The sequence below is a fragment of the Halobacteriovorax sp. XZX-3 genome, assembly GCF_043196495.1.
Lineage (GTDB): Bacteria > Bdellovibrionota > Bacteriovoracia > Bacteriovoracales > Bacteriovoracaceae > Halobacteriovorax_A.
Genome location: NZ_JBEBMO010000001.1, coordinates 283,263 through 295,489 on the forward strand (window position 1 = coordinate 283,263; position 12,227 = coordinate 295,489).

Sequence of the window (12,227 nt, forward strand, 5' to 3'; positions counted from 1 at the left end):
ATGACAATGGAAAACTTGAGTAAAATCGACTGGTTAACTTAAAAATATTGATGTAAGAAGTTATTATGACAAATGAATTCGATTATTTAGTAGTTGGTGATGGCATTGCTGGCCGCGCCATTTTATATTTCTTAACAAAAAAATATCCAACGGCAAGAATCGCTCAAGTATATGATGACGAGGCGTTTCCAGCTTGTTCGAGACGCACGACAAGCGTTGTATCATTCGGATTATTTGAAGAAGGGATTTCGAAGCTTGGAAATATTCTCTTTCATGCTCATGAATTCTTAAAAGACTTCGTTGAAGTAAATAGGCCATCTGGAGTTTATAGCTGCAAACAATTCTATCTTCCTCCAAATATTAAAGAGGATCCTTTAAAGTTTAAGCAATTTGAGGCCCGTTATGGTGCAGACTTTATTGAGTTTAAGAATCAGCAGACTGTTGCTAAAGATGCATATGTTATCAATCCTGACGAATTCCTTAATTTCTTTAAAACTGATGTCGAACAAATTAGGGCAAGAGTTAGTGGCGTTAATAAGGGCAAGGTTAAGACTAATATTGGAAGCTTCAATGCTCAAAAAATTATATTAGCAACAAGTGCCTACACGTCATTAATCTTTAAAGATAAGAGTTTACCAGAGGGCAAGCCTGTTAAAGGCACTTACTTTACTTGGGATATCGATTTAAACGAAGAATCCTTTGTGATTTCTCGTGGTCACTTTAATCTTATTTATCGTGCTCAGGATAATCTTCTACTATTTGGTGCAAATTCAATTGAGGGACTTTCTCATCTTCATTCTCCTAAAGAAGTGTATGAGAAACTAGAAATCTTTCAAGGCTTATTTCCTGAATTTAAAAATCTTGAAAAACCAATGATTCACACAGGAATTCGTCATAAAGGAAAGAGACGCACACCTTTTTGTGGTGAGGTTAGTGAAGGTGTCTACGCTCTAAACGCCCTATATAAGAACGGTTGGAGTGCTGGAGTTTCTCTAGCAAAAGAATTAGTGGATAGGCTCTAAGTTTTCTGAACGGTTTGCTCTAATTTCTTCTAGAACATAATCCCACATCTGTGCTCTAAGTTTAAGTGAATCAAGAGCTACTTGCGTTGCTTGTTCTTCTTTTTCAGCAGTGTCACAAAGCTGTGAAAGAAGTTTTCCCGCAAGGTCACCATGCTCGTCACCATCAAGTTCAATGTGACGAACAAGGTAGTGCTTAAAATATGGGGCATCGATATTCTTCTCTTCTAATACATTTACAAATGGTTGAAAAAGGTCAGGAATGAGATTTTCTCTTCCATAGAAAAATGCTGAAGCAACTGCACTCGGGTGTGCATTTGTTACTAAGTTTAGATTAAAGGCCGTAAATTTAGCGATCTCTTGTGGTAGTTCTTCAAAAGAGAAGTCATTGAAGAAGTTTTCAATTGGCGTTGTATCAGCACCAACTTCCTTCATCGCATTTAAATACATTGTGAAGTGATCAATATGGCCACCGTTTAGATCTTCATCACTTTCTTCACCTAAAACAATCTCGTTAATGAAACGAACGCACTCTTTGTCATACTTTGAAGGCATCCATGGCGTTGACACACATGTCACTTCACGTTGAAGGCCTTTTAATAGAGACATGAAATCCCATACTGCAAAGACGTGCCACTTCATAAGAATTTTCACATCATCAATATCGTTGATATTTGAATAAAGTGGGTGAGCGCATAGCTCGTTGTGGGCGTTTTGAATTGCTATATTGACCGTTTTCATATGCGGCCAATATAGCGTAATTTACTTAACTCTTAAAGTGCGAATTAACCCTTTAGCTTTAGTTGTGAAATAAGTGGTGGAAATCAGGCCTACTTAATGAGCGGCGTCTTCTTGGGCCATTGCGTCGACCACCTTGCATTTGAAGCTTTTGATTATACTTCTTGTCTTCAATATATTTTATGTACTTATCTAGGTCTTCTTTTCGGTAACTCTCAAGTTCTTGAAACATTTCATTAAAAGAGAGGATTCCTCCTGCTTCTTTCTCCGCCTTTGCAATCCTTTCGTAGAGCTTCTCACCAACTTGGTCTAGAACAACAAAGAGATCAATCTGTTTTGAACCTAGATTGAGTGGAAATTTCTCTTCTAAGTTTACACCTGCTACAAATTTAATAATACCGCGACTGATAACTGAACGACGTGCAAGCCAAGCAAAATCATTACCTAGTTTTGTTCCAAAGCTAGGATCAAATTCATATCTTTCCTTTTCCATCCATTCAAAAATCTTTGAAAGAATTGCGTCTTTGTAACGTGTATCCTTAAGTTTATCTGGATTTCTCCATTCGGCAACGAGATCAAAGCGTGAATCAAATTGAATTTCGCCAGGGCCGAATGTTTTAAACTTTGCGATATTTTCACTTGTCACTTGGAGACCAAAGTCTTGTAGAAATGAAAGTAGGGCCGGGTTAAAGCTCGTTTTAAACTCTGGGATATCCATAGCTGTTCCAGAAAGTTTTTCACTGGCAACTTTGTAACCATGATAAATAACTTCAGAGCAAAAGATTTGCGAGTCATCGTTATAGTCCATGGCAAAGTCGTATGGGATATTTTTATCGTGTTTCTTAGTAAATTTAGAGAAACGCTCATGCATCTCTTTGGCCGCTAAATGCGCTAATTTAGCGTCTTTGTGACGAAAGACAACAGTTCTAGAATTTGCCTGATCAAGGTGTACTTGAAAGGGAGCAACAACATTACCCACTTCGATATGGGCCTCTGACGTGAAAAGCTCGCCTGTCTTCTTGTCTTTATATACTAATGTTAAGTGTGAAAATTGATGGTCATCATCGCCGATTCGAGCAATAGCGGCACTTGAGTAGGCATTCCCGCGTGATAGAATAATATCTCCTGATTTGAGATCTCTCGGGCCTGAAAAACTATATTCAGGATTAACCATAAAGTGAATAGGAGAGTCGCCATCAAAATTTAATGTGCTAAATTTGCGCGGTACTTTTCCCTTAGGCCTTGAGGCATAGTAGGACTCAATAAAGTAGTCCTCAAGATAGCGTAGGGCCCTAAAAATATCTTTTACACCCTTAAGACATTGCTTTTCATCTTGATCAAGTTCCTTAGTACTATTGAGATCTTTTAATTTCTCCTTGAGATCAAGGCGAATATTAAAGGATGCATTCACGAAATCTTGCATTTGATACTGCGAGAATTCAGAAAAATCGATATCTGTTGATTTAATGGAAAAGAGGCGATTGTAGTAATGTTGAGTCTTTGTCGCACATTCTGCAGGAGATTTTACGCCCTTGGATACCTGTTCGTGCATCTCGTGCATGAGGGATTCAAACTTTGAGCTCTTTAATGAACTTGGCATTCGATAAGACTTCTGATTACAAGATACTAGCAAGGTAGAGACGATAATGGCTCCGGCGATCCCTGTAAGTTTCTGATTTTTCATTGTTTTCCCCCACAATTCTGAAAAATATAAATAGCTAAATAATCAAAATTGAACATGACTCAATAAATTTTTATCGGATTTTACCTTTTAAAACTTAAGTATTATTATCGGGTATAGAGAGATTTATTTATGACAAGCAATAAAAGTGAAGAAGTACATTATCGAATTTTAAATGCAGTAACCAAATTAGAAGTTGCTAAGGGACACCTTAACTGGAAAATCGCCGAGGTGGCCAAAGAGGCCGATGTTACTCGCTCACTCATCTATTATTATTTAGGTAAGGAAAAGGATGTAATCCTTAAGGAAGCGGTTAAGTATATGATTGCTCGTATCTTTAACCTATCTCAGGAAAACTCTGTTGGAATTCGTGAGCGTATTAAAATAGTTAGAAAGCAAATCATTCAAATGCCATATCTGTTAGCACTTTATATGATCAATAAGGGTGCTGGTAATGAATTGTCTGATATTATTGTGGAAGCCGAGGCCGAGTTATTTGAACTTCTAAAGAAGAAATATCCTAACGTTGATCCTCGTGAGCACTTAAAAATTTATCTTATGGAATTAGGGGTATGTCTTTACCGCGATGTGGATGATGATACTCTTGATTATATCTTTTCCAAATATGACAGCTTTGAAGCAAAGTAATTAAAATAGAAAAAGGCCTCTTAAGAGGCCTTTTTTATTTCTAGCAAAAATCAATTGATGCGTGATTGTACTGATCTGGTGGAAGTTCACACTTGTCTTCTGAGAAGTTGTGGTCTCCGCCGTTTTTAATTGGGTCATACTTCTCAACCGTACCTGGAATTGCTTGGTCATCGATTAAGTCATGGTTGCTATCAAATGCTTCTTTATAACTCTTGTACACATCTAGCATATAAACATCTGGTGACTGAGTCTTTCTTTCTTTGATGTTAAACATCGAGCTTGAAGCTTTTGCTAGGAAGTCAGTAAACTTATAAAGTGTCTTTCTTCCTCTAAACATCATTGTGTATTGGTTTTCAGTCATTCCAAGTCTATCTCTTAAGATTGAGTTGAATTGGAAACCTTCACCTGTAAAGTACCATGTTTCTTCTAGTCTTTCTTTTCCTGCACTTGGTTTACATACTTTGTAACGAATCGGATTGTTAACAGTGTTGTAAACTAATCTACCACCAAGTCCGTGATTTGATGGATACTTATCAGAGATCCATTCTGCTTTAAACTTTGATGTTCCTTCGATCATAAAACACTGGTGTGTTCTTGCTTCAAAGTTTAGTGTAATTGCTTCAGCGTATAGATCAATTGATTGTCCGCTGTCACTTCTATTGTTATCACCATTTGAACGATCTAGTGACCATGCCGTTGACCAGTCGTATCCTGCTGATACACCAACTCCACCGCTTACTGGTAACTTTTCTCCAAATGGAAGTTTGAAGTCAAGTTTTGCACCAACACCTGTTTTATATCCGTGAGAGAATCCAACTCTTCTGTTTTCAGTAAAGTAAGTTCCGCTACCAGTTGATTTTGAGATTCTAATAGTATTCGAGTGGCTAACTCTTGGTTTTGAAAGAATCTCTTGTACGTGACTTACTGGTGTAATCATCATGAATTCCCATGGAGACTCAATACACTTTTTCATATTGTAGTCTGAGTAAGATTTCCAGATTAGACCTGTTTTTTCTTGGCTAAAGAATGTCCCACATAGCTTAGCAAGTGTTGCTGAGTCGTATTGGTCTTCGTATAGCTTAGAGATTTCAGTCGTCGTAAGCTTATTTTCTTCAATAAGTTTTTTGTTCAGTCCAGTGTGATCAACTTTAATTGTCTCATCAAAAAGCTCGTGCTTCTTAAGTTCGTCAGAGAAGATCGCCTCAGAACTTTTGTTGTAACGAGGAGCTAGTTTAGCTGCAATGATATCTTTCTTTGTCACACCTTTTACATCGTTTGATAGCTTCTCTAGGTAGTTCTCAAGTTGTACCATTTCATTCATTTTCTTATCAATTTTTGTATTTGTGAAATCTTGCTCTTCAAACTTATCCGTCACTTGAAGTTGAGTGTGAAGGATTGAGTGAAAAGACTTTGATGATGCGTGGAATGTACCTGCTGCCCAAGCTGGACGAGGTGCATTTCTTGGATCATCTCCTTCTCTTAAGATCGGTGAAAGTTTAATTGCCGCATAAGTTCTCGTGTGGATATATGGCATGTCCACAAACTTGATTGGCATATCAATTCTTGCCTTTAGTAAGTTGTTTTCTACTTCTACTTCACGTGAAGCAACTGAGATAAGTTTAAACTTGTGCTTGTTCTCATTTGTTAAATCAATATCACCCTGTAGTGGCGCTAGGAAGTATACTTCTAGCTTAAGCTTTCCTTGGTAGAAAGGCTCAATTGGGTTCATGTGGTGTACGTAGTTACCGTAGTTAACTTTTGGGTACATCTTAACAATGAATGACTTCTCAATTACTAGATCAAGGTTCTTGTTAAGGTGGAAACCATTATTATTATCGTGTCCAAGGAAGCTATAGTTAACTTCATCAACAAATAGCCTTGCTCTTTGGTTGTTATTATCTTTTTCACACTTTCCAGTTCTTGAAACCTCAGCAAAAATCCAACCGTTATTTGACCATGGGTAAAGACATAGTCCACGTGTTACTTTTGCATTTTGAAGTGTTTCATTTTGAACTTCAATTTCTAGGTTAAATGGAATACGACGAGTGTTTGTGTATCTTTCGTGCTCAAGGTAGAACTTGATTTCACCACAACCTGACTCATCTAATTGACCGTCAGTAATGTCATACATTTCAGTTACTGCATGCTCTTCACCGTTTTCTTGTTTTTCAAGGTTGATTAGTCTTGCTTTAACAAATTCGTTTGATAGTGAGCTACCATTTGCCTTAAGGTTTAAACATCCATTTACAACAACTTTTTGATCAATAATTAAATTATCATTTCTTGGATCAACTTGACCAAAACCTTTAGGAGTGATTTTAACGTTCTTAACATTGATGATCTCGTCTGCACTTAGACGGTTCTTGTTAAGAGAAGTTTTCATCACATAGTTATTTCTGTGAATAATGCTATTTGTATACTGATTCATCGACAGTTTTAGGTCGTATGAAATATTAGCACTTGTTGCAAGAGTTACTACTCTTTCACCCATTGGTAGGTAAGTGTTTGGAAGAGAGTAGTCCATAGTGATTGGCTCATCCCAAAAGATACAGCTATTGTCATCAGCAGTTCTTTCTACAGTTTGAAAGTTTTCACCAGATACGTAGAAAGTTTGGTACTGTAAGCTCTTTCCAAGTTTTGAACTTAGACATGCTTTTACATGAAACGTCTTACCATAAGCGATTCTTGACTTCATTGATGCCTTATCTTCTGTTACTCCTTCTACTGTGAAGCGTGAAACAGACACAAGAGCACTTTCATTTGCAGAAGCCTTAAGCTGTCTTGCAAGTTGCTGTCTTTCGTCGTTGGAAGTGTCACTTCCACAACTAACAAGCGTTGTTAGTGCAAGCATTGAGATGCTTAGGAGAGTGATGTTCTTCATGTTCTTACAAAATGTCATATTCTTTCCTTAGGGAGATTGTATAAACTTGTTCGTCACTGTAACCATCAATTAAGTACGCTGAGTCAAGGTTTCCAAGTACAGTGCGATTAATATAATTAAATTCTGTGCTAAATCCTTTTTGTGTTTCTAATTCAAATCCTACGGCATATCCTTTGTAGTCATTTGAAAAGATTCCACCACGGTAGAAAGCTGGAGCAGTATCTGCTTGGTTTTCAAATGCTAGGGCAGAAAGAGTAATTTTCTTGTCACTCATATTTGTTTTGAAATCTGCTCTGTATGAGTAACCAGTGTTCTTATCATCTGGAACTACTGATTCAGTGTTTTTAATATATGAGCCCGAAAGCTTAAGAGAGTTATCTCCTAAAGCAATTTCAATTCCTGCATTAGCAAAGATTCCTGTAAAGTCATAAAGGTATAGACTTTGATCAATTGGTGTACCGATGCTTACAGAGTTCCCCCAGTAGTAGTCTTTGTTAGCAAGATCACCTGAAAGTTTCTTGTAGCGGTAACTACCTACAGCACCACCAATGCGTAAAGCTTTTGTAAGGTAGCTAATGTCTGCTGACTCAGAGAAGAATTGTGGATCACCTGAATCATCAATATTAAAAGTTTCTCTTAAAATTGCATTTTGTGGCTTAGCTTGTGTTGCTTGAAGGCGAAGGTAGAAGTTTCCAACCTTAGTTGCAATCACTTCTCTTGCACCAATAAACGATGTTCCACCGTTAATGAATGGAGAGATATATTGACGCTTAGTTGAGTTATCAAGAGCACCTGCACTGATCTTTACAAAACTAAGTGGCCTAAAATCAAAATAACCATAGTCATAAGTGAACTTTGGCTTGTAAGTTTTAACTCTTTCTGCTTCTTGTGAAGAAGAGTTACCTGATTGATAGCTAAAACCACCACTGAAGTTAAAGTCGATATTTTCAACAACCTCTGCTTCAAGCTCTAGGTTCATCTTTGTCTGATAAACACTTCCTTTATCAGTTCTTGAATCAAGAGCACCATAATCCGCCCCAAGCTCTAGCCCTACATTTTTGAATCCTGCTGTCTTTAGAGTAGAGCTAAGCCCTTCTGTAAAGATTTTTGCCGATTCGTTCTGTGCGAAAGCTTGTGCCTGGCTTAGTAAGGCCAGTAAAATTAAATGTTTAGTTACGTTTTTCGCTTTAATCATGTCATTCCTATTTGTTTTGATACTAGAATAGATGCATGAATGATGCCATGTGTAATGAAACAAGTTCACGGGTGTAAAAAGTTTAAACTGCTGAAATGTGGTGTAAGATACTAAATTTATTTGGTTGATTAAGTGTTAAGAACTTGCTCAGTGCCTATTATTTATACATGTACGAGATTGAGCGGGATCATTTATTAGGATGGTTTATAGAGCTAAGACTGTTTAAAGATTTGGCCTTAGCTCTTATTGAAGTGTTTTCTATAAAGAACCAGTGATATTTCTAAGGGTATCTCTTAAGGCATTGCTGTCACCGTTAAAATTATTTAGGGCATCAATAAATATCTGAATATTTAAATTGACGACGTCACCGTTTGAGACAGTTAAATTACCCGAAAACTTTATAGTGATTCGATCGCTGGTAATGAAGTTTCCATTGTCATTATTTAATTCAACAGAGTTGCCTGAAGAGCAGTGATTTTCTAAATCAAACTCGACTCTTTTATATGTTCCCGCAGGTACAGTGACACTTCCCAGGAAAGTTCCACTTGTATTTATTATTTTTTCGCCCAGGTCAAAATCGATATTATCTAGGTCATTAGTAGGATCGGCCGAGTCACTGTCGTCTAATTTAAAGCGTAGTCTTTTAAAGCAAAAACTTAAATTGTTTACACCGGCCATGGCCTTAGGGATTAGTATGTCCATAGGTGTCCAAGCGATAGGGTTGTAAGAAGAGAGTTCAATTGTAACTTTTGCTGGGTTTCCAGTTGTCGTACCTCCTTGGCCACAGTTTGATAAAGGTAGCAATAGTAAAATGAAAGTTATGGTTTTAAGTATTGTTTTCATTATAATCCTTTCTATCTTGTAACGGGGATAGTTGATAAAATAAAGTGGTAGACGTGCTCTTTGCTTTGGTCCTCGTCACCAAGTTTTTTAATTTCGTTGAGTGTATCGTTAAGTAATTCTGTCGCTTTATGAAAGTCATCTTTTGATAAAGCAACAGTATGACCAAGAATACATCGTTTGTGTGATTCAACTTCATAAATTGAATCAACAGTAATTCCCATCATTTCGTCGTGAAACTTTGAAAGAGATAGTTTGTAGATACCGCCTACGCAATCGAGTTCCTTATCTATCTTTGCAAGACCATTACTGATTTCAACGAAATCATTTCTAACAAGAAAGTCCATCGCCAATTTGATCGATTTTAGTGGTATTTTTTTAGGAAGTTTCTTTTGTATATAACGAGCGTCCCACTTAAATCCTTCTGTTGCTACTAGCTCTCTAATAACGACATTGTACCAGTCTGATAAATATTTAAAGCTTTCAAGACTCTTTGCATGGCCATCTTGATAAGCATAATTTCTCTTCATCTTTTGATAAGCTTTATACTTATCTGAGATGTTGTTTGAGTCATTCAATATGATCAAATTCAATAAGTAATTTTCTTGTTGTTTGTTAAAGTTTAATACTGAAGCAATATTTTGAGCTAATTCGTTACTTAGTTTTCTTTTCGCTTTTAATATCATTGAGAGGTTTGCGGCCGTCGTTTCTGCTTGAGATGCAATAGAGCGCAGGGAGATGTTGTTCACTTGTTTTTGGTACTTGAACATATGAGAAAGAAACTCCCTATAGTCATGATATTCAAAAATGTCTATTTGGGGTTTCTTTCTCATATCTTACTCTCTTTAATTAATCTTAAAATGTCCCACTGGCACCTTCTGCTACATCTTTCAATGTACTAACTCCATTATAAGAGTTAAGGGCCGAAGCTAAGTTTTGCGGACCAAGAACCATCACCGCGCCATCATTAGCAGTAAAAGTCCCTGAAAATTTTATCGTAATTCGATCAGTTGTGCTATAAGAACCATTGTCGTTTACAAGATCGATACTTTTTCCACCAGCACAGTCCGACTCAAGATCAAACTCAATTCTCTTGTATGTTTTACCTACTGGTAGCTCAAGTGTGCCTAAGTCGACAACGCCACCATCAATGCTAATCTCTCCAATATTGAAATCAACATTATCTTCGCCAAGAGTTGCAGCATCAGTATCGTCGAGTTTAAAACGAACCCTTTTAAAACATAGAGTCAGTGAACCAATAGCTGCATAAGCTTTTGGGAAAAACATATCTAAGAATGTGCTTTGAGCGACACTATAAGATCCCATTTGCATATTTACTCGTGCTTTTTGGGCCGCAATAAGATCGCTTTCTTCAACACAAGATACATTTAATAAAAGTAGAGTTGTTAGTGATGAAAATTGTAATGCTTTTTTTAGTGTGTTTTTCATATATCCCTCCTTTATTAGGATGACTAAATTATTCCACTATTTTTGCAGCGAGTCAATATGATACCTCAAAATTGTTAACAAAATATTCAAAAAGACCTGTGTTTATAGCAACTTATAGTTATGTCTTATTTCTATGTTCATCTATTTGTTAACATGTGTTTTGTGCGTAAGTAGGTATATTTACATGACGATAAAAATCTGAATGTAAGAGGGGAAATATTAAGAAGTCAGTTTAATCAAAACGAGTTAAGTTACATGATGTCTTTATGAAAGATGCACGTTGTAAGTTTAAATTTAATTGATATAGAGTGAAGGGAAAATGGTGCGAAAGGGCAGATTTGAACTGCCGACCTACGGGATATGAATCCGTCGCTCTAACCAACTGAGCTACATTCGCACATTTCGATTGATTAGGATATTAATGACTTGCGCCTCGTATGTCAATATTATAATTTATCAAAAAGTTAAATTTTGTGAAAATAATGGCAATGAATCTAAAACCTAAACAAAAAAAATCACATTCGCTTGAAGCTAAGATGATTTCTCATTTTAAGAAATTCAACGTTGATATGGGCCTTGATCTATCTCGAACTATGGCCGTTGCCTGTAGTGGAGGCGTTGATTCTATGGTTTTGGCGCATCTACTGGTTCAAGCAGGCGCCAAGAAACTTAGACTTCTACATATTGATCATGGCACAAGAAAAGAGATTGAAGACGAAGTTGAGCTGATATCAAGTTTTGCTAACAGACATGGCCTCGAATTTAAGACATTTAAGGTTGAACACTTATCTTTAGAGACAAGGAATTTCGAATCTATTGCACGCCAAAAAAGGTATCAACTATTATTGTCCAATCTAGCAGCGGGAGAGTTACTTCTTACTGGTCATCATCTTGATGACTGCTTTGAATGGTCACTTATGCAGCAGTTTAAATCTTCGGCAAAGCAGATTGATTTAGGTATGCCGTATCGTAATGGCAATATTTATAGGCCACTTTTTGCATTCTCTAAGAAACAGATTCTCATGTATGCTAAATTGGCCAAGCTAGAGTGGCTTGAAGATGCCTCTAATAAAGACCTACGCTACGAACGCAACTTTATAAGAAGTCTTGTTACAAATCAGATTGCTCCACGCTTTCCTGGACACCTTAAACACTATTGTAATCGCATGAATAAGCTTAAAATGATTAAAAAAGAGCTTAGTCGTGGACAAGACTTCAAGGTTATTCAGCGTCAGTGGGGGGTCGTGATTTCATATAATGGTGAAATTAGTGAGGGCATTGAGCAGGCGATTCTGTCACAATCTCATTCATCAAAAGGCCGAACTCATTCACAGTTTGATAAGCTACGCTCTCTTGTAAAGTCTTCGAGTATTGGGCCATTAAGCTTTAGCGGTGGGCTACGAGTATTTAATTTTAAAAATCATTTGGCCGTGGTCAAGAAAGGTCATAAGATTAATTTTAGCATCAATCATTCGCAGATTCCTGAAGGTGTTCCATTTCTATCAAATAACACTAATACTAAGCATTCGCTTAAGATTTGTCCGATAGCTGATAGGGATGGGAACCTAAACAAGTTCTTTTCTGAAATTAGTCTTCCAGTTCATTATTCATGGCGTAAAAGCGGTAAAGTTTTAGTTTGGCTTTAAATTACTAGGCTTGACACTCACTAAAATGATACCATTTTAATAACTATAAGGTTACAATATAGCTTTATATTTTATTAAGAATTGTAATTAGTTAGTGAATATTTGATTAATAGTTAATTTGAAAATTAAT

10 protein-coding genes and 1 tRNA gene are annotated in these 12,227 nt (G+C 36.7%); 3 read left to right on the forward strand and 8 right to left on the reverse strand.

Annotated elements, in window-relative coordinates:
* Positions 1-65: 65 nt before the first annotated feature.
* Positions 66-1,022, forward strand: coding sequence for an FAD-dependent oxidoreductase (locus tag ABMA70_RS01305; protein WP_392992011.1), 957 nt, complete (start codon positions 66-68; stop codon positions 1,020-1,022).
* Here the strand turns inward: ABMA70_RS01305 and ABMA70_RS01310 are convergent.
* Both ABMA70_RS01310 and ABMA70_RS01315 read right to left on the reverse strand, forming a co-directional pair.
* Positions 1,005-1,760: a DUF3050 domain-containing protein gene (locus ABMA70_RS01310; RefSeq protein WP_103217190.1), complete on the reverse strand. Its 756-nt coding sequence runs from the start codon at positions 1,758-1,760 to the stop codon at positions 1,005-1,007. The genes ABMA70_RS01305 and ABMA70_RS01310 overlap by 18 nt on opposite strands.
* 58 nt (positions 1,761-1,818) lie before the next feature.
* Entirely contained in the window at positions 1,819-3,441 is a 1,623-nt protein-coding gene (locus tag ABMA70_RS01315; protein ID WP_392992009.1) for a YiiX/YebB-like N1pC/P60 family cysteine hydrolase, read from the reverse strand.
* A gap of 129 nt (positions 3,442-3,570) precedes the next feature.
* Between ABMA70_RS01315 and ABMA70_RS01320 the strand changes: the two genes are divergently transcribed.
* Positions 3,571-4,086, forward strand: coding sequence for a TetR/AcrR family transcriptional regulator (locus ABMA70_RS01320; protein ID WP_103217192.1), 516 nt, complete (start codon positions 3,571-3,573; stop codon positions 4,084-4,086).
* Positions 4,087-4,126: 40 nt separating this feature from the next.
* Here the strand turns inward: ABMA70_RS01320 and ABMA70_RS01325 are convergent, their stop codons facing one another.
* The 6 genes from ABMA70_RS01325 to ABMA70_RS01350 all read right to left on the reverse strand — a co-directional run bounded on the left by ABMA70_RS01325 (position 4,127) and on the right by ABMA70_RS01350 (position 10,848).
* Positions 4,127-6,985 (reverse strand): hypothetical protein, encoded by a 2,859-nt coding sequence (locus tag ABMA70_RS01325; protein WP_103217193.1) that lies wholly within the window; start codon positions 6,983-6,985, stop codon positions 4,127-4,129.
* A complete protein-coding gene (locus ABMA70_RS01330) occupies positions 6,972-8,162 on the reverse strand; it encodes a hypothetical protein (RefSeq protein ID WP_392992007.1) in 1,191 nt (396 codons plus the stop codon). Before ABMA70_RS01330 ends, ABMA70_RS01325 begins: the two co-directional genes overlap by 14 nt.
* A 258-nt stretch (positions 8,163-8,420) precedes the next feature.
* Positions 8,421-9,005 (reverse strand): hypothetical protein, encoded by a 585-nt coding sequence (locus tag ABMA70_RS01335; RefSeq protein WP_392992005.1) that lies wholly within the window; start codon positions 9,003-9,005, stop codon positions 8,421-8,423.
* An 11-nt stretch (positions 9,006-9,016) separates the two neighbouring features.
* On the reverse strand, positions 9,017-9,835 hold the full coding sequence (locus tag ABMA70_RS01340; RefSeq protein WP_392992003.1) for a TIGR02147 family protein: 819 nt from the start codon (positions 9,833-9,835) through the stop codon (positions 9,017-9,019).
* Positions 9,836-9,857: 22 nt separating this feature from the next.
* On the reverse strand, positions 9,858-10,451 hold the full coding sequence (locus ABMA70_RS01345; RefSeq protein WP_392992002.1) for a hypothetical protein: 594 nt from the start codon (positions 10,449-10,451) through the stop codon (positions 9,858-9,860).
* 320 nt (positions 10,452-10,771) lie between these two features.
* Positions 10,772-10,848, reverse strand: a tRNA-Met gene (locus ABMA70_RS01350).
* A 91-nt stretch (positions 10,849-10,939) separates the two neighbouring features.
* Between ABMA70_RS01350 and tilS the strand changes: the two genes are divergently transcribed.
* Complete coding sequence (tilS, locus tag ABMA70_RS01355; RefSeq protein WP_393022087.1) at positions 10,940-12,097, forward strand: tRNA lysidine(34) synthetase TilS; 1,158 nt, start codon at positions 10,940-10,942, stop codon at positions 12,095-12,097.
* The last annotated feature ends 130 nt before the right edge of the window (positions 12,098-12,227 follow it).